Below are 18,199 nucleotides of genomic sequence, written 5' to 3' on the forward strand. Positions count from 1 at the left end.
TTTTGTATTATTCATGTAGCGCCATTAATATTCTTGGACTGTCATATATTATTCATTTTCCTGTCACATAGCTTGGGTTGAATGGAGACTCAAAAATAAAGGAGTTTAATATGAAACAGCTTGTCGTCTTATGTGCCATTCTTTTTGCATTAGCAGCCCAAGCGTCTGCATCTTCTTTGCAAACCATGGAGGGTAAAGTGACTTTTTCTAAAGGTGAGTATCACCTAGTTAATACAACGTCTTCGGTTGAATTATCAGGATTAAACAATCAGCAGTTACGCCATTATGAAGGTTTAGAGATTAAAGCCGCCGGTGAATTAGTAGAAGGCAGCTTAGAGGTTTATAAAGTCTTTATAAAAACGGAATCCGGTTATAAAACCACATATGATTGGGATGTAGTAAATCAAGATTTATACGCTGACTAATGGTTGGTTTTTTCTATTAGTTGCATGAGTGCGCTGGCGGTTATGGGCTTGGAGAACAGATAGCCTTGTCCATAATCACACTTTGCATCTAGTAGTATTTTCTTTTGTTCTTCATTTTCAATGCCTTCTGCAATGACTTTCATACCCAATTTATGGGACATACCTATGATGGTTTCGCACAGTATACGATTGTAATGATCGTCTTCTATGTTCATGACAAAACTGCGATCAATCTTAATATAATCAATATCGAATTTTTTTAAGTAACTTAGGGCGCTGTACCCTGTGCCAAAATCGTCTAGGCTAATTGCCATATTATTGTTTTGAAAATCAACTAATTTCTCTTTTACCATTTCGGTGCTGTCGAGCAATAACCCTTCTGTGATTTCTACCGCGATGGCACTGCCATCTAGATTTATGGTGCTTAAAAATGCACTCCATAATGCATGACCTGTCGCATGGTCATTATAAAACTGTATAGGGCTTTTATTAATGCTTACTTGAAACTGACGGGATATTTTCTTACGTAATACTTTTGCTTGAACCGCAGCTTGCTTAAATACCCAGTCACCAATTTCATTAATTAAGCCGGTCTCTTCTGCAAGAGGAATAAATTCGCTAGGGCATACAAGACCACGTTCGGGGTGTTCCCAGCGAAGCAATGCCTCTGCTTTATGTATTTCCCCTGAGTCTAAACTGATGATTGGCTGATAAAGTACATACAGTTCATTATTATTTAACGCTTTGCGTAGATCAGAAGAGACCTCTCTGTGCCGGTTGGCAGCTAATTCGAGCTCTTCGGTAAAGAAAGCATAACAGCCCCGCCCGTTGTGTTTTGCGCTGTACATGGCTTGATCTGCGTATTTATATAGCGTCTCAATGTCTTGGCTATCTTGCGGATATTGAGTGACACCGATACTGGCACTTATGTAGGCGGCTTCGCCACTTAAGTCATAAGGTGCCGATAAACTTTTTATAATTTGATTGCATATTCTATTAATGATTTTTTCATTTATTTGCCCAGATAAAATAACGGTGAATTCATCACCACCAAAGCGTGAAACAATATCAGAGTGACGTACACAGTGTTTAATGCGGTGAGCGGCCTGAATAAGTAACTCATCGCCAACGTTATGTCCTAATGTATCGTTTACTCGTTTAAAATGATCAAGATCAATAAATAATAGTGCGAAAGGGTTATTGCCTTTAAGTGCAATATCAACGTATTTAGTAAAACTATTACGGTTAAGTAACTGCGTTAATGTATCGTAGTGGGCTTGTTTCCAAATGGTCTCTTGGGTTTGCTTTTTTTCGGTAATATCGGTGAATAAAGCAATGTATTTTTTTGTTATGCCTTTTTCATTTTTTATTGCGTTAATGACAACAGAAACCGCGATATCATCGGCATCTTTTTTGACGCACCATACTTCGCCCGACCATACGCCATTTTTTACTAAGCCTATGATTATATTTTTGCCAAGATTTTTTGAGTTTTTTTCACTTTTAATAACCGAAATGTTCGAGCCAATTAATTCTTCTTTTTGAAAGCCTGTTATTAATCTAAATGCAGGGTTAGTTGCTTGAATACGACCACTGACCGTTGTTGTGATAATGGCTTCACCACTGTGATCAAATACCATTTTTGCCAGTGTGAGTTCGTCATGATTGATCATTTGCTGGGATATATTAGTATGGCTTCCGACCATACGATAAGCGTGACCGTTTTCTGACTTAAGTGCTTGCCCAACACCTTGATACCAATGGTACTCACCATCTTTATTGCACATTCTGTATTTAATAAAATAAGGGGTATTCTTGTCGGATAGGTGATCATTAAATGCATTTTCTACTCTTTGCTTATCACCTGGGTGTAAGTATTGAAAAAATGAGTCAACACTATTGATAAACTCTTCATCGCTATAGCCCAGTTCTTGTTTAAACTCTTTGGCAAAAAATACATGGCCATTTTCAATGTTCCAGTCCCAAATGCCGACGCCACTGCCTTTGACCGCAAGTGCGAATCGTTCTTGACTTTTTTCGAGTGATTCTTGTGCCAGCTTGAGTTCGCTTATGTCATAAAAGCTAATTGAAAATTGGTCCTCTGATGTACCCAGTAACTTTGACGGTGAAATTAATACGGTTTTTATGTTGCCATCTTTGCAGCGAATCAGTGTTTCAAGCGAGGTGACTTTATGTTTTTTGTCTAAGTTATTTAAATATTGTTGCCAATCTTTTTTGATCGCATTTCGGTAGTCAATATCCGGATACGCCTTTTCATACCACTGCTCTGTGGTTTGTATATCGTCGAGCTTATAGCCGAATATATGAGTAAATGCGGGATTAATATAACTAATTTGATCATCGTCATTTCTAACCGCATAGGGGATGCGAGATTGATGAATCAGTGCTTTTTCAAGGACATTGTTTTTTTTAAGTTGAAACTCTTGATTGGTGGGTAGGGTGATATCTTTAGCATGGCCGACGTATCCAATCAGAAGGCCTTTTTCGATAATGGGGTTAGCGTCTATACGAATATATTGTGATAAGCCTCTTTTGAGTTTCAGTTTTACTTCAAAATGGAATGGTACGTTAGTGCTAATGCATGATAGCCACTCTTGTTTTAACGCGTCTACTTCAGCGTCTTCAATGGCATCGAGCCACTTAGAGCCATGGCTTTCACAATGGGTTAACCCGAGTAACTTTGTCCAGTGCTCATTGGCATATGTGATTTCCCCCTTGCTGTTGCTATGGAATATGCCTGCTGGTGCATATTCCACTAACTGCTGAAAAGGAACGGGTGGGCTCTTCATAAGGCTGCACAAGGTCTACGGATATTCTTTAAGTCTAGCTAATAATCGCATTTATGCGGTGTTAATCTATAGGGTATAAAATGCGATGTTTCTTTGTTTAAGTGACTTACTTCATCGAATTCAATCACATTTTCCATTATCCTTAGCCGATAATGGAATGACCAATACTTATGACGCATTTACAAAGAGCACAACTATGGCTGACTTGCACACAGCAGGGCTTTGTCGCCTTATTGCCGATGCTTTTTCTGGGCGCGTTGGCGCTTACCTTTATTCAGCTGCCTATCTATTTTCCAAACCTTGAGGGTTTATTTGTTTTTAAAGTAGGGCAATTCATTTCCTACTCCACAAACGGCCTTGTCTCTTTATTTCTTGTTTGCAGTGTCAGTTATCAGCTCGCCAATGCCTATAAAGATATTTTTGATTTACGCATTGATGCTTTGATGGTGTCGATGATTGCGGGTGTCACTTTGGTGATTATGCTGTATATGTCAGGGGCCATTAAAGTGCATTCTCACTTTGGCTTTAAGCACATATTGCATGCGTTGCTGGTGGCGATTGTGTTTACTGAATTGTTTGTTTGGTGGGTGCGCTTTACCCCTTTTCAATTGTCTTATCTTGAGCATGAAATTCACGGTCAGCTTTCTATTATTATTCGCATGATTATTCCGGCTGCGGTATTGCCTGTGTTTATGGTTATGATTTATGGCTGGCTATTTATGGATGTTTCATTTATTCAGTCGGTTATATTATGGCTAGTTGGCAGCATTGATGCGGTTAATGGCTTGAGTTTATGGCAAGCTATTAAAGTCATTATGATTAATCAAGTGGCTTGGTTTGTTGGTATTCATGGTGCATCGGTTATTGGGATCGCTGCCGACGTTATTTTTATGCACATTAACCCTTCAAATTTTAGTGCAGAAATGATCAATCACTTTGCGTATCTTGGGGGATCAGGTTGTACGTTAGGGCTTGTGATGGCTATGTTTTTCTCGCGCCGAAGAAGCAACCGTCAATTTGCTAAATACGCAATGGTGCCTAGCCTTTTTAATATTAATGAGCTCATTATTTTTGGCCTGCCCATCGTTTTTAACCGCTACTTATTTTTACCGTTTATATTAATGCCGATATTGGCGATTCTAATGACATCTTTGGCGGTGTCTTCAGGTTTTTTAACCTTTAGCAATCATGATGTGCCTTGGAGTATGCCATTTTTATTAGGCGGGTTTTTGTTAGCGGATCACTGGAGTGGCGCCGTTATGCAACTAATTATTTGTGTCACGAGTGCTTTGGTGTATCGGCCATTTATGAAGCAATACGAGGCAGAACAAGCTTTAAAGCAAGCAGATAAAATTGAGTCGCTGATTAAAAAGATGAGCCACCCTGAATTTGATGTGCGTCAGGCTTTACGCCGTCCTGATGAAGTAGGCATTTTTTGCCGCCGCATTGCACTTGATTTAGCGAAGAAAGATAATTTAGAGCTGCATTATCAGCCTAAACTTGAGCGCATGGGTAAAGTATTAGGTGCGGAGGCGTTAATTCGTTGGCATCATCCTGTTTTTGGCCATATACCACCTTCAATTTTTATTCCCATAGCAGAAGAAAATAACCAAATTCATAGCTTGGGCTTATGGATTATAGAGCGCTGCTTTAAAGACATGAATATGATGGATCGAAGCCACGGTTTTGTTGGTATTCCGATCGCCATTAATGTGTCGCCTATTCAACTGTCAAATATTCATTTTCTTCAAGAGATACAAGATCGTATTGCACACTTCAATATTGATCCAACTCGAATCGAATTAGAAATTACAGAAGGGCACCAATTACGTTTGACCGATAAACTGATTCAAGATCTACAAATACTCGCAAAAATGGGCGTAAGAATTGCTGTGGATGATTTTGGTATGGGCCATACCTCACTGCATTATTTGAAGTCGTTTCCTGTTCATACGATTAAGATTGATGGCAGTATTATTAAAGACGTTTCTAGCAGTGCACTGGTACAAGAAATAGTACAAAGCATGGGACAGTTAGCGCGGGGTATGAATGCAACCTTAGTTGCAGAATGGGTCGAAGATGAATCACAGTTAAATGTGCTTCATAGCGTGGGGTGTAATCAATATCAGGGGCAGTTGTTTAGTATGCCACTGCCTCTTCCTGAATTAGTGGCATACTGCGTTAAACATCAAAAATAACTCAGGGTGCGAGCACCACTTTGCCTGCGACTTTACGTTGCAGTACATCATTCAAAGCGTCTTGTACGTCATCAATCGCATACACTTTGTGTATATGTGGTTTAAGCATGCCTTTGCTATACCAAGTGAACAGTTCAACTTGGTTCGCCATATAATCGTGTGGCTGCTTTTGTACAAAACTGCCCCAAAACACGCCCATCACACTAAAGCCTTTGACCAGCGCTAAATTAACACCAAATTCAGGTATACGACCCGATGCAAAGCCAATCACCAGATAACGACCGTTCCACGCCATGCGGCGAATACTGGCATCAAATGCATCACCACCAATCGGGTCAAACACCACATCGAAGCCTTTGTTACCTGCGAGCTTTTTAAGTGTGTCGGCTAATTGTGCATCGTTTAATACAAAATTGTCTGCGCCATGAGCTTGCGCAATGTCGAGCTTCTCTTGTGTAGACGCAACAGCGGTTACTTTCGCGCCCATGGCTTTGGCTATTTCGATGGCGGCAATCCCTGTGCTGCCAGCGGCACCCAAGACTAAAACATGTTCGCCTTCTTGCAGGTTAGCTCGTTGTTTCAATGCGTGGTGTGACGTGCCATATGCACACATAAGCGCGGTTGCATGTTCGGCTGATAGACCAGCAGGTAACGGCTGAACGATAGACTGGTGAATGACCACTTGCTCAGCATAACCGCCGATTGGCATGATGGCCGCGACTGAGTCGCCGACTTTAAAGTTTTCGACGCCTTCGCCGATTGCATCAATGACACCCGCCACTTCAATACCTGGGGTAAACGGTGTGGGCGGCTTCATTTGGTACAAGCCTTGAACCAACAGGCCGTCAGGGTAATTCACACCAATGGCTTGAGCCGTAATACGAACTTGGTTCTTTTTTACCTCTGGGCTGGCGACGTCTACGACTTTTAAATCTTCTATTGGAGCAAATTGCTCGCAGATCACTTTTTTCATTATTATTGGCCCTCTGGTAGTGAGGTAAATTTTAGGAGGTTACAGTGTATAAAAGAAGTGAATAGAACTAATAGAAGTCTATTTATAAAATTAATAATAGGTTGGTCATGGGATCAGTGAAAAATCCAGGCTTGGTAGTGATTCAAACGCCGGTTTTGCTAGGTAAAAACCTTGAATTAATTCTACGCCCATATCTTGCAGTGCATTTAGCTCATCTTGGTGCTCAATACCTTCGGCTAAAGGGCGAATGTTTAAGTCATGGCAAAGGCGGATATTGTTACGCACAATGGCTTGTCGAACGGTGTCTTTATGGATATTACGGATCAGTGCCATATCAAACTTGACAATATCTGTTTGAAAATCAGCAAGTAGATTAAGCCCTGAATAACCCGAACCAAAATCATCGATAGCGGTTTTAAAGCCAATGTCTTGGTAGTGATTGACAATATTTTTTATGTGACTGTTATCCTCAACTTTTTCATTTTCTGTGAATTCAAATAAAATATGTTCAATGGGGAAATTATGCTGTTTAGCGGCTTCAAGTGTGGTGCGTATGCATAGGTCGGGTCTATAAATAGCATTGGGTAAAAAATTAATGCTAAGAACTTGGGTCATGTTTAACTTAGCCGCTAATGCAATTGCTTTCACGCGACAGCGTTGATCAAAGCGATAGCGATTACTATCATTTACTTTCGATATGATTGAATACACTGATTCATTATTAAGGCCTCTTACAAGGGCCTCATAACCAAAAATACTTTTTTTGTTAATATCGACAATCGGCTGAAAAGCCATCGTAAAGTCAAAGTTAAGAGTACTATTTTCAAGGCATTGCTTACATGTGATGTCTTGGAAGTCTTGCGGCTTTTCCATTTTAATGCTCGCAGTTTTGTGTATGAAAAAATAATGTTGATATTAAATTTTTTTATCTTTTAAAATAGATGATGACCATTTTAACAGCGTCGTTTTAATGTAATCAGGGTTAATAGGTTTTGGGATGTAATCATTCATACCCGCGGCTATACATGTATCCTTGGCGCCGGTCATGGCGTGTGCGGTCATGGCAATAATAATTAAGTCTTTATTTTTATCACCAGACTCACCATTTCGGATTTTTCGCGTGGCGGTATAACCATCCATGACGGGCATTTGACAGTCCATTAAAACAAAATCAAAATCATGTTTTGATATCTCATCAAAACATGCTTCGGCACTATTGGCTAGAGTAATGCTAACGTCAAAGTCTTCTAAAACACCTTTAGCAACTTCTAAATTAATATTGTTATCGTCGACAACCAAAATTGAATAACCTTTAAGTAAGTTGGTTGCATTATCGTGTGATGAATTTTTAACAGTTTCTTTGTTGTTATCTGAATTAAATTGACTTTCTAGGCAATGAATAAGACTGACAGGCGTAACGGGTTTCATCAAGCTCTTAAATGCATGGCGTTCAATTAAGCTGTCTTTAGAGTTTTCAATAATATAGATGGCAGATCTAGAATGTGAGGAGGTTAGTTCATAATTTTGTAATACCGAAGTGACATCATTTAAAATAATATCATCAATTAATATTAAATTAAAACTATGGCTTATTGTTAATAACGCTTCTAATGAAGCTTGATCATGCGTTGTTTGTGTTGTACAGCCATAGTTTTTCAGTTGTGTACTTAAAATATCCAGTAACTTAATATTTTTACTTGCTAATAAAATGTTCGCATTAGGGAATTTTTTATTGATAATGTCATCGGGTTTGTCGACGCTTTTTTTAATTTTAACATTAAAGCTAAAAATACTGCCTTCATCAACTGTGCTACTGACGGTTATCGAACCACCCATTAACTGACACAGCTGGCGACTAATCGTTAGGCCTAAGCCCGTGCCGCCATATTGTTTTGTAATGCTGCTATTTTCTTGTGTAAAAGATTCAAATAATGTTGCTAGTTTATCTGAGGCGATGCCTTTTCCTGTATCAATAACACTGCATTTTAAGCTAATAGAGGAATCCGATTGCTCTTGGGTTTCGGCTTTAACGGTAATGCCGCCCTTGTCTGTGAATTTTAGCGCATTACCCACAAGATTCGTAACAATTTGATTGATGCGCATGGCATCACCTAATACGTGTTCGTGATCGACCTTGCTTGCATCTAATATAAAATAAAGATCCTTTTCTTGTGCTCGAATGGCAAGGGACGTAGATACATCTGAAAGAAATTTAATGAGATTAAAACCACTCTCATCGATGTCTAATTTACCGGCTTCAATTTTTGATATGTCTAAAATATCATTGACTAAACTGGTTAAGTTTTGAGCCGAGTATTTTGCCATTTCTAATTGGTGTTTTTGACGTTTGGTTAGCGTGTCTTTTGCAAGTAAATCAAGCATTCCAAGCACGCCGTTCATTGGTGTGCGAATCTCATGGCTAACATTAGCAATGAACTCACTTTTAATGGTGCTGGCTTCTAAGGCTTGATTGCGAGCCTCTTCTAATTCCTTTGTACGTGATTTTACTTTTTCTTCAAGTGATGTATTTAAATTGATAATATCTTGTTCGATTTTTTTTTGTTCGGTTATATCACTGAATAATGCAGCAACACCAATGGTATTATTGTTATCTAAGATGATGGGTGATAAATTAACTGTTAAAGTAAGTTTATTTCCTTTTCGGTTTTCGGCCTCGCATTCAAATGTTATGGCGTCACTATTATTGTAAACCTCGTCAATGGCGGCTTTTGTAAATATGGTTTTACCCTCACGTAAAAACAATTCAAAGACAGATTGACCCAGTGCCATTTGCTCTGTGTATCCGGTAATGTTACTGGCAGCATTGTTCCAACTATTGACATAACCATTTTTATCCATTGCAATAATGCCCTCGTGGGAGCCTGAAACGATGGCTTTAAATTCAGCTTGACCTCGTATCAGGCCAATACGTCTGTATAAATTAACTTGATAAGCTGAAAACAAAAGAAACACGATGAATAATAACCCACCCATTATTTGTGCGAGTGTGCCTAGGCGTTTATAAAGTAAGGCATCCATGGTGGCTTCATTCGTGCCTATTATTAAGGTTAGAAAGCGTCCTTCTTTTAAACCTGAAATCAATATTTTCTTACTTAAGTAGTAAAAATGATCGCTTGTAATTAAGTTGTTTACCTGAATCAAACGAGTTTTTTTTCTATTAATAAAGGGCTCTGAAAATTCATTTTGCCAATTTATTTCGTGATCAAATTCAAATAAAAATGATTTTTCTTTTTCTGGGTGATGAACGAATTCATATTTATTGTTGAGTATGTAAAGTTTTAAATCTTCATTTAAGCTATTGATAAACAGTTCAATTTGATAACGGGCATCAATATTAATAATCACAATGCCAAAAATTTTGTTATCAAGCCCAAATACTGGCATAGCAATGCGTTGTGTAGGTGAATAAGGCAATTGTATTTGGCCATATTCGCGATTCAAATTGATGTTGGAGACATAAATTTTTCGCGGATGATATTTGCTGACCTCTTTAAAATAATCAGTATTCCCTTTTGCTTGTAAACGCTCAGCGGGTATTATTTTTATGTTTGTACCTTGGCGATCAACTCGTACGAGCTCTTTACCATTATCGGTAATGCCGATATAGCGTACCTGGTTGATATCGGGGTAGTTTTCTAAGTAGCCTTCAAAAATGTTGGCGAGTCTGATTTTCCAGCGCTCAAGATTCGTACCGTCTATTGGGTCGATACCATTATTGCTGGTTGCACGGGCTATGCCTTGAATAGGAGGGGTGGTAAAAAGAAACTGTATGCGTTGGTGCTGTTTGGTAATGTTGCGTTGTATAGAATTGAAGCGTGCGCCCATTTCACTGGTGATGCGGTCTTGAAATTCGTGTTTGATTTGCCCAAATGCAATATATTGATAGACAAGCAATATGGTCCCATAAAGCACAATCAACAACATTCCTGTTATCAGCAGTGTTTGGCGTAGAGTAAAGTCCTTATTGCCGATCGTCATCGCTTTTACCAATTTTAGAGCATTAAGTTTTTAAGTGGTCTTATTTGGAATTGTATTCACTTAACTCTAGGTGAATTAATGGGTTTATCCAGCGGGTAGAGCTCTTGTGATGAAGGTGAGAGGACGTTATATTTAAGCTGTATATAAAAACAGTATATTGGGTGGGCATACAGTGAATTCCATAGAAACAGAAACGTGCCCTTGGGCTAAGGGCGAGAGTTATATTCATTATCATGATAACGAGTGGGGTGTGCCTTGTTATGACGATAATAAGCTGTTTGAAAAGCTGTGCTTAGAGGGTCAACAAGCGGGTTTGAGTTGGATAACCGTGTTGAATAAACGTCGCTATTATAGGCAGTGTTTTTATCAGTTTAACCCTAATAAAGTAGCTAAAATGAGCGATGCTGAAATTGAATCACTACTACTAGATGCAGGCTTGATCCGTAATCGTTTAAAGCTGTATGGCATTCGTAAAAATGCATTGGCGTTTTTAGAACTTAAAACCCAGCTACAAAAAGAAGGGCAAACCTTTAGTGAGTTTATATGGGGGTTTGTGGGTGGTGATGTAATTGTTAACCATTACAAACAATTATCGGATGTGCCTGTGCAAACAGAAGCGGCCTTAGCCATGAGTAAAGCATTAAAGAAAGCAGGATTTACATTCATAGGTCCTACGATTTGTTATGCGTTCATGCAGTCTATGGGGCTGGTGAATGACCATTTAATAAACTGCCCATGCCACCCTGGCAACGATGGGCAGAAGCCACGAAGATAGTCTTAAGAGCGTACATTACACATTGATGTATGATAAAAAACACAAGATTCATGTGTTTCACTTTCTTATTGATACAGCCCTTTATTTGAAAAGGTCATCACCTTCTAGTATTAAGAGTCGCTTTTTTACAGGTAACCCGCCGCCATACCCAACAAGTTCACTATTACTGCCAATGATTCGATGGCAGGGGATAATCAAACTCATTGAGTTAGCACCGTTAGCACTGGCAACAGCGCGAACGGCTTTTTCATTATCAATACTTTTTGCCAGTTGTAAGTAGGTAGATGTGGTGCCGTATGGGATTTTTATTAAGGCATTCCATACACTTTTTTGAAAGTCAGTACCGACCATTAATAAGGGGATGTCGAATACTGTTCTGTCACCATTAAGGTACTCATCAATTTGCATGCGTGTTTGTTGCAGTACATCGGTATCTTGTTCTATAAACGGTGTGTTTAGGCCTTGTTTTGATTCTGTTATCAACGGTATTTCGCATTTTTCGGTATCTGAAATCAAGTATGCACAGTTGATCTTCAAAAGAGCCTAAAATTAACTCACCAATTTTGGTTTTGTAGTATTGAATACTGATCATTAGGTGGCTCTATATTCATGGTGAATGTATTTTTGTTTCAGTTAATAGTCGTTTTCTTGTGCTTGTATTCAATTTTTCAAGCGCGTATCGAATGGTGGGTCTTGTCATCAAGCTGCCATTCTCTTCAATGTATCTAATCACATCATCTTCATATTGTAATGAGGCTACTTTTAATAACCAACCAATGCTTTTTTGAACAAAGGGGTCTTTGTCATTAATGAGGGTATTACAATTTTTGAAGATTAACTCTTTGTTCAGATAATATACGGAGAGGATGTAAGCCATTCTGTGTAACCGCCAGTTTTAAATGTAATCTTTCAAACGGTCTTCGAACATGATCATAAATCGGTTCAAGGCCGTTTTCCAGTTTCTTATGGGCATAGTCCACTTTTCCGAAGCTTGTCGTACCGCAAGGTAAACCACTTTTTTAGCCGACTCTTCTGTTGGAAATACTTTTCGTTTTTTCGTCGCTTTTCGAATAACGCTGTTCAGAGATTCAATGGCATTGGTTGTGTAAATGGCTTTTCTGATATCAGCAGGATAGTTAAAAAGCGTATTTAAATTCTCCCAGTGATTACGCCAAGATCGGCTGATTTGTGGATATTGACCATCCCACTTCTCACTAAAATCAGACAGTGATTGCAAGGCACTTTCCTCAGTCGCGGCCTGGTAAATTTTCTTTAAATCAGCGGTGACGGCTTTGTAATCTTTCCAAGGAACGTACTTCACTGAGTTACGCACCATGTGCACGATGCACAGCTGAATTTGCGTTTCTGGATAGACGGCATTGATAGCATCTGGAAAGCCCTTCAGGCCATCCACGCAAGCAATGAGAATGTCTTTCACACCACGATTCTGCAGCTCAGTCAGAACATTTAGCCAGAACTTAGCCCCTTCGTTTTCAGATAGCCACATGCCCAATAACTCCTTGTGGCCTTCCATGTTGACGCCTAAGGCAAGGTAAACTGATTTATTGATCACCTGTTTGTCCTGACGAATTTTAAGCACGATGCAATCAAGATAAACAATGGGATACACCGCATCTAATTCACGAGATTGCCATTCAATCACTTCTTCAATGACCGCATCAGTGACTTTTGAAATTAGGCTTGGAGAGGCATCTGCGTTATACAGTTCTTTAAACGTTTTAACGATTTCTCGTGTGGTCATGCCTTGGGCGTATAAAAATAAAATTTTATCGTCCATCGAGGTAAACCGAGTCTGATTTTTCTTTACTAATTTAGGATTAAAAGAGCCTTCGCGATCCCTAGGGGTATCTAGTTGAAACTGGCCATCTTCGGTGCGTAAAGTTTTACTGGTGGTGCCATTGCGGCTATTGGAGTTAGAGGATTCTTCATTCCGTTCATAACCAAGGTGCTCATCAAGCTCAGTATTTAAAGCCCGCTCAACTGTCACTTTAGTGAGCATCTGACGAAATTCATTAAGGTCTTGTTCTGTTTTAATACCCTTTGCCGCTTCGCGGGCAAAGGCTTCTAGTGCTTCTTTGTTCATTGCTGCCTATCCTTAGCCATTTCTGGCTTTGATGATAAGCAGTTACACAGATTTATCTACAGCCTCTATACGGACGTGCCAATTTTTCTTTTTATAAACTTCACCCAAACCACATTGCTGGCTCGACGACACCATGAGACATGAGAGTATGCCCAATGTTGAGTCTGATCGATTAAATGAGGGCGAGCCATCAGGAATCGAAAAATGGTCTTAATGCATAAGTCATCCACTTGTGACCAGTTGTTTATATTGTGTTCTAGCCAATATTCAAATCGTAAGAGTAAGGTATCATCATAATGTTTGGCGACAAATTTATTGATGAGGCCAAACGCAATTAAAATTTCTTCATTGTATTTAGCATGCTTAATTATGTGTTCACATACAGTAAGAGAATCTTCTGATGAGATGTTTGGGTATTGAATATGAAATTCAGCAATGATCTTTTTTATATCGAATGCGGTTGCACCAATACAATTTATATCATTGGGAAGATAGCGTTGGCTTAACTGTGCTTTCTCGATAGAGCCTGCAAGGTTGAGTTTATTCTTAATGATATCTACATATGATATAAGATGCATGATGGGTTTATTTTATTTTGAATCGTAATATGGTTTTCAGTTTATCAGGTTCAACTTTTCTAGCATCAGAAAGGTAGACTTCACGGTGTACTTTAGATAAACGAATCATTCCTTTACTTGCTGCAAATGCTTCCATTTCATTAAAACTATTGGGTTCGTCATCATATTTGCCAATATGCAGCATTTGAATGCATTTCCCCTCCGAGATTGATTCTAACTTTACCTCATTGAGTAACCTATTAGGTTTTTTTTCGCTTAATGAGCTAATAATTTGATTGAAAAAGTCATGACTAACAAAGGCTGGCTGTCGAATCATTAATGTATAAATAAAATCATCTTTGCATACGTTACCTGAAAAATGAGTCTTTGCTTCTTCATTGATATCCCAGACGCCTTCTAAAGGGTATACCGTATAATCAGTGTATCTTAATGGTGGGTTACCTGATTTTTTAAGCGTCATTTTTATTGCATATGATAATGAGTATAAGGTGCCTATTATATCCGTGAAAATCGGAGACGCTGGGCTGCCCTCACCTGATAAGGTTATATATTGGAACGTGGGTACGTCTATTATTTCAGGATTTTTTCTTGTGGTGTATATAGCTTTTTCTTTTTTTCGCCACTCATGCTTATCTTGCATTGGGTATAGCCTCGTTATGTCCTGTTTACTAAAGCATAAATTCTATTATTCAATAATAATAGGAATTTGAATTTCTGTTGCGTAATTTTTAGGCTTGCCCTTAAGTAATACGCCAGGACCTTTGTGGTATATTTCTCTGATTGGGGGCGATGTTTTTATATTATTATTTTTTATGTGTTCAAATAATTTTGCGTAGCTTAATCCTAAGTCTTCATATGAGCCTATGTGCACTAAGGTAATGTAAGTTCTGCCAGGTATCGTAATATACTCATGGTCTTTTTTATGTTTAATGTTGATAGGAAGGCATGTTTCTATTGTGGCTGTTTCTTGATATTCATTGTGAAAGTATAAATTAAATATCGGGCCGCATGCATAGCGTGCACACTGTTTGTAGAGTTTTTTAACGATAGCGCCTGTGTTTTTATAGGCCCCTTCCCATTTAATGGCCGCGACCTCAATATCTGGGACCTTTTTTATCAGGATATCCGCGGGTTTACTTAATATGCTTTTCACGGACTTTTCTTTGTTTAATGTTATATCAATGATAGCCGATGCTTTTTTTAGGTCTTCAATTTTTTGAGAAATAAGATTTCTTTTAACGGTTAATATCTGCGTTATATCGGATTCGTCATTGTACGATGACAGCACTTCTTTAATTTCGCTCAAATTAAAATTGATTAATTGTAAGGTTGATATGAGGTGTAATTTGTTGATGTCATCAGATGTGTAATATCGATAGCGGGTGTGTTTATTGATATGTGATGGCTCAAGAATGCCTTTTTCATGGTAATGACGTAACGCTTTAACCGTAACGCTGGTAATGCGTGAAAACTCTCCTATCGTGTACATGGCTAAAATACTCACATCTTATATTCCAGTGCAAAATATACAGCCTTACCTAGGGGGAGAGTCAACGTCTTTAGTCTGTAAATGGCAATAGGGCGCAATTGATTGTGTGATTAATCGTGCGGTTTATAGTGTGCTGATGATATGAGGTGCAAGGGTTTAAATGTCGGTACGGGGTTTAACTTAGGATGGTGTTCAGTGAGGTTGGGTTTAGAGTGTGCTGAGAGGTTTTAGACGCCACTTGTCGCGATGACAAGCGGCTTTTAAAGCGATGTTTAATTAAACGTTAAACAAGAAGTGCAAGATGTCGCCGTCTTTAACAACGTATTCTTTACCTTCAACACGCAGTTTGCCTGATTGCTTACAGCCTGCTTCACCTTTGTATTCGATGAAGTCATCATAGGCCATGGTTTCGGCACGAATGAAGCCTTTTTCGAAATCAGTGTGAATCGCCGCCGCGGCTTTTGGTGCCGTGCTGTTTTTCTTAATGGTCCAAGCGCGTACTTCTTTTACACCAGCGGTGAAATACGTTTGTAAGCCAAGTAATTCATAACCACCACGGATAACACGGTTTAAACCGGGTTCGCTTTGTCCCATTTCTTCAAGAAACATGGCAACGTCTTCAGGGTCATCTAGCTCAGAAATTTCTTGTTCAATTTTATTACAAACCGGCACAACAACGGCGTTTTCTTTTGCTGCGATGGCATTGACGATGTCTAAGAATGGGTTGTTTTCAAAACCATCTTCAGCCACGTTAGCAATGTACATGGTTGGCTTTACGGTGATCATATGAAATAAACGTACGCGTTTATTATCATCGTCGTCTAGCTCCATTGAGCGAATTGGCTGGTCATTTTCTAAATGGGCAACCATTTTTTCTAATAGGTTTTTATCGGCTACGGCATCTTTGTCGCCGCTTTTGGCAGTACGTGTTACACGTTGCAATTGTTTCTCAGCTGACTCAAGGTCGGCTAGAATTAATTCAAGGTTAATAACGTCGATGTCATCGGCTGGGTTGATTCGGTTTTCAACGTGGATAACGTTTTCGTCTTCAAAGCAACGCACAACGTGAGCAATCGCATCGGTTTCACGAATGTTCGCTAAGAACTGGTTACCTAGGCCTTCGCCTTTTGACGCGCCCTTAACAAGGCCCGCGATATCCACAAACTCCATAGAGGTCGGGATGACTTTTTGCGGCACTACAATGGCGGCCAGTGCATCAAGGCGTGCATCTGGCATCGGCACCACACCACTGTTAGGCTCAATTGTACAAAACGGAAAGTTCTCTGCACCAATACCTGATTTAGTCAGTGCATTAAAAAGGGTGGATTTACCAACGTTTGGTAAACCGACAATGCCACATTTAAAACCCATTATTTTCTCCTCGCTTTGCGCTAGACGGGAGACGTGAGACGCTTGAAAGTCTTCGTGACACCGCTGCGGATATAAAAATTCTATTAGAAAAGTGCCAGCTTAATCTTGGCAGTTTTCAGGTATTAGTTTATTTGCCCTAAGGCTATTTCTTTCATCTCAGGGTGGCGGGGACTTTAGGGCGTCTCCCGTCTCCCATTTTCCGTCAAGCCTTTATGCTATGCAGGCGGTTCATTGCGCCTGACCAATCACCTGTGACTAAGCTGTCGATTTCAGATGTTGCTACGTCGATGATGGTTTCAATCTTTTTTAATTCGTCTTTATTTGGCTTACCTAACACATGCCCTGTGACTTTGTTTTTATCGCCAGGATGTCCGATACCAATGCGTAAGCGATAAAAATTTTTGTCGTTGGCCATTTTACTGATGATGTCGCGTAAACCGTTTTGACCGCCATGACCACCGCCGAGTTTTAATTTGGCCGTGCCCACAGGTAAATCTAATTCATCGTGTAAGACGAGAATTTCATTTACAGGAATTTTATAAAAGTTAGCAAGGGCTTGAACCGCTTGGCCGCTTACATTCATGAAGGTAGTAGGGAAGAGTAAAAAGACTTCTTTGCCTTTGATTAAGGCTTTACCACAAAGACCGTGGAATTTTTTTTCAGGTTTGAGTTGCACGCCATAGTGGCGTGCAATCTCGTTGAGTAACCAAGCACCTGCGTTGTGACGCGTATTCTCATATTCTGAACCGGGATTGCCCAAGCCCACAATTAGACGAATGTTATCCTTCACGCGAATGCCTTAATTTGGTTGATTACTCAGCAGCTGGTGCGTCTTCTGCAGCAGCGTCATCTTCTTCAGTAGCCAAACCTTTAGGAATGTCTACAGATACAACAGCAGAATCGTGATCAGAACCATGAGTTAGCTCAAGGATCTCAACGCCTTCTGGCAATACAAGGTCAGAAAGGTGAAGCATAGTGCCCACTTCTGCATCTGCTAGGTCAACTTCGATGAACTCAGGTAGTTTACCTGCTTCACAAATAACCAATACGTCAGAGATAGTGTGCTTAACTTTACCGCCTTGTAGCTTAACGCCTTTACACGTTTCTTCGTTGATGAAGTGTAAAGGAATGTGCTGCTTGATGATGGTGGTGTTAGATACGCGTTGGAAATCAACGTGTAAAATAACAGGCTTGTAAGCGTGGCGCTGAACGTCTTTGATAAGAACAGTTTCAGTTTCACCTGCAACATTTAATTTGATGATGTGGCTGAAAAAGCCTTCGTCTTCAAATGATTTGTTCAGATCTTTAAGAACCAAAGTTACTTGAGTCGGTTCTTTGTCGCCACCGTAAACGATGCCAGGAGTTTTGCCCGCTTCGCGACGAAGACGGCGGCTCGCACCCGTACCTTTCAATTCGCGAAGTTCGGCGCTTAATTCATAATTAGCCATGGTTATTACCCTTTATAAATGAAATTAGC

At 39.5% G+C, this 18,199-nt stretch carries 16 protein-coding genes; 3 read left to right on the forward strand and 13 right to left on the reverse strand.

What is annotated here, in order from left to right:
* The first annotated feature begins 110 nt into the window (after nucleotides 1-110).
* A complete protein-coding gene (locus ACU6U9_RS10095; RefSeq protein WP_446734890.1) occupies nucleotides 111-425 on the forward strand; it encodes a hypothetical protein in 315 nt (104 codons plus the stop codon).
* Here ACU6U9_RS10095 and ACU6U9_RS10100 read toward each other — a convergent pair.
* Nucleotides 422-3,235, reverse strand: coding sequence for an EAL domain-containing protein (locus ACU6U9_RS10100; protein WP_446734891.1), 2,814 nt, complete (start codon nucleotides 3,233-3,235; stop codon nucleotides 422-424). The genes ACU6U9_RS10095 and ACU6U9_RS10100 overlap by 4 nt on opposite strands.
* A 170-nt stretch (nucleotides 3,236-3,405) precedes the next feature.
* Between ACU6U9_RS10100 and ACU6U9_RS10105 the strand changes: the two genes are divergently transcribed.
* Nucleotides 3,406-5,433, forward strand: coding sequence for an EAL domain-containing protein (locus tag ACU6U9_RS10105; RefSeq protein ID WP_446734892.1), 2,028 nt, complete (start codon nucleotides 3,406-3,408; stop codon nucleotides 5,431-5,433).
* A gap of 1 nt (nucleotide 5,434) precedes the next feature.
* On the opposite strand, the gene ACU6U9_RS10110 is transcribed toward ACU6U9_RS10105, so the two are convergent.
* The 3 genes from ACU6U9_RS10110 to ACU6U9_RS10120 all read right to left on the reverse strand — a co-directional run bounded on the left by ACU6U9_RS10110 (nucleotide 5,435) and on the right by ACU6U9_RS10120 (nucleotide 10,405).
* A complete protein-coding gene (locus tag ACU6U9_RS10110) occupies nucleotides 5,435-6,406 on the reverse strand; it encodes an NADPH:quinone oxidoreductase family protein (protein WP_446734893.1) in 972 nt (323 codons plus the stop codon).
* 105 nt (nucleotides 6,407-6,511) lie between these two features.
* Nucleotides 6,512-7,279, reverse strand: coding sequence for an EAL domain-containing protein (locus ACU6U9_RS10115; RefSeq protein WP_446734894.1), 768 nt, complete (start codon nucleotides 7,277-7,279; stop codon nucleotides 6,512-6,514).
* 42 nt (nucleotides 7,280-7,321) lie between these two features.
* The gene (locus ACU6U9_RS10120; protein ID WP_446734895.1) at nucleotides 7,322-10,405 is read right to left on the reverse strand and encodes an ATP-binding protein; all 3,084 of its coding nucleotides are present in this window, start codon (nucleotides 10,403-10,405) and stop codon (nucleotides 7,322-7,324) included.
* A gap of 181 nt (nucleotides 10,406-10,586) precedes the next feature.
* Between ACU6U9_RS10120 and ACU6U9_RS10125 the strand changes: the two genes are divergently transcribed.
* Nucleotides 10,587-11,180, forward strand: a complete 594-nt coding sequence (locus ACU6U9_RS10125; RefSeq protein ID WP_446735081.1) for a DNA-3-methyladenine glycosylase I — start codon at nucleotides 10,587-10,589, stop codon at nucleotides 11,178-11,180.
* 81 nt (nucleotides 11,181-11,261) lie between these two features.
* On the opposite strand, the gene ACU6U9_RS10130 is transcribed toward ACU6U9_RS10125, so the two are convergent.
* From ACU6U9_RS10130 to ACU6U9_RS10170, 9 genes are all read right to left on the reverse strand, one after another.
* On the reverse strand, nucleotides 11,262-11,696 hold the full coding sequence (locus ACU6U9_RS10130; protein WP_446734896.1) for a methylated-DNA--[protein]-cysteine S-methyltransferase: 435 nt from the start codon (nucleotides 11,694-11,696) through the stop codon (nucleotides 11,262-11,264).
* Nucleotides 11,697-11,787: 91 nt separating this feature from the next.
* Nucleotides 11,788-12,057, reverse strand: coding sequence for a DNA alkylation repair protein (locus tag ACU6U9_RS10135; protein ID WP_446734897.1), 270 nt, complete (start codon nucleotides 12,055-12,057; stop codon nucleotides 11,788-11,790).
* 18 nt (nucleotides 12,058-12,075) lie between these two features.
* The gene (locus tag ACU6U9_RS10140; protein ID WP_446733082.1) at nucleotides 12,076-13,284 is read right to left on the reverse strand and encodes an IS256 family transposase; all 1,209 of its coding nucleotides are present in this window, start codon (nucleotides 13,282-13,284) and stop codon (nucleotides 12,076-12,078) included.
* 65 nt (nucleotides 13,285-13,349) lie between these two features.
* On the reverse strand, nucleotides 13,350-13,862 hold the full coding sequence (locus ACU6U9_RS10145; protein WP_446734898.1) for a DNA alkylation repair protein: 513 nt from the start codon (nucleotides 13,860-13,862) through the stop codon (nucleotides 13,350-13,352).
* A gap of 7 nt (nucleotides 13,863-13,869) precedes the next feature.
* Nucleotides 13,870-14,502, reverse strand: a complete 633-nt coding sequence (locus tag ACU6U9_RS10150; protein ID WP_446734899.1) for a GyrI-like domain-containing protein — start codon at nucleotides 14,500-14,502, stop codon at nucleotides 13,870-13,872.
* Between the two features lie 45 nt (nucleotides 14,503-14,547).
* A complete protein-coding gene (locus ACU6U9_RS10155; RefSeq protein WP_446734900.1) occupies nucleotides 14,548-15,366 on the reverse strand; it encodes a MerR family transcriptional regulator in 819 nt (272 codons plus the stop codon).
* Between the two features lie 261 nt (nucleotides 15,367-15,627).
* Nucleotides 15,628-16,722: a redox-regulated ATPase YchF gene (gene ychF / locus ACU6U9_RS10160; protein WP_446734901.1), complete on the reverse strand. Its 1,095-nt coding sequence runs from the start codon at nucleotides 16,720-16,722 to the stop codon at nucleotides 15,628-15,630.
* A gap of 202 nt (nucleotides 16,723-16,924) precedes the next feature.
* A complete protein-coding gene (gene pth, locus ACU6U9_RS10165; protein ID WP_446734902.1) occupies nucleotides 16,925-17,512 on the reverse strand; it encodes an aminoacyl-tRNA hydrolase in 588 nt (195 codons plus the stop codon).
* Between the two features lie 22 nt (nucleotides 17,513-17,534).
* A complete protein-coding gene (locus ACU6U9_RS10170) occupies nucleotides 17,535-18,170 on the reverse strand; it encodes a 50S ribosomal protein L25/general stress protein Ctc (RefSeq protein WP_446734903.1) in 636 nt (211 codons plus the stop codon).
* Nucleotides 18,171-18,199: the final 29 nt, after the last annotated feature.

Source organism: Pseudomonas sp. HK3 (assembly GCF_052920985.1).

Coding starts and splice junctions, on each gene's coding strand:
- ACU6U9_RS10115 (WP_446734894.1), bottom strand. CDS start 7,279: ATGGAAAAGCCGCAAGACTTCCAAGACATCACATGTAAGCAATGCCTT.
- ACU6U9_RS10100 (WP_446734891.1), bottom strand. CDS start 3,235: ATGAAGAGCCCACCCGTTCCTTTTCAGCAGTTAGTGGAATATGCACCA.
- ACU6U9_RS10120 (WP_446734895.1), bottom strand. CDS start 10,405: ATGACGATCGGCAATAAGGACTTTACTCTACGCCAAACACTGCTGATA.
- ACU6U9_RS10135 (WP_446734897.1), bottom strand. CDS start 12,057: ATGGCTTACATCCTCTCCGTATATTATCTGAACAAAGAGTTAATCTTC.
- ACU6U9_RS10140 (WP_446733082.1), bottom strand. CDS start 13,284: ATGAACAAAGAAGCACTAGAAGCCTTTGCCCGCGAAGCGGCAAAGGGT.
- ACU6U9_RS10110 (WP_446734893.1), bottom strand. CDS start 6,406: ATGAAAAAAGTGATCTGCGAGCAATTTGCTCCAATAGAAGATTTAAAA.
- ACU6U9_RS10170 (WP_446734903.1), bottom strand. CDS start 18,170: ATGGCTAATTATGAATTAAGCGCCGAACTTCGCGAATTGAAAGGTACG.
- ACU6U9_RS10145 (WP_446734898.1), bottom strand. CDS start 13,862: ATGCATCTTATATCATATGTAGATATCATTAAGAATAAACTCAACCTT.
- ACU6U9_RS10105 (WP_446734892.1), top strand. CDS start 3,406: ATGACGCATTTACAAAGAGCACAACTATGGCTGACTTGCACACAGCAG.
- ychF (WP_446734901.1), bottom strand. CDS start 16,722: ATGGGTTTTAAATGTGGCATTGTCGGTTTACCAAACGTTGGTAAATCC.
- ACU6U9_RS10150 (WP_446734899.1), bottom strand. CDS start 14,502: ATGCAAGATAAGCATGAGTGGCGAAAAAAAGAAAAAGCTATATACACC.
- ACU6U9_RS10095 (WP_446734890.1), top strand. CDS start 111: ATGAAACAGCTTGTCGTCTTATGTGCCATTCTTTTTGCATTAGCAGCC.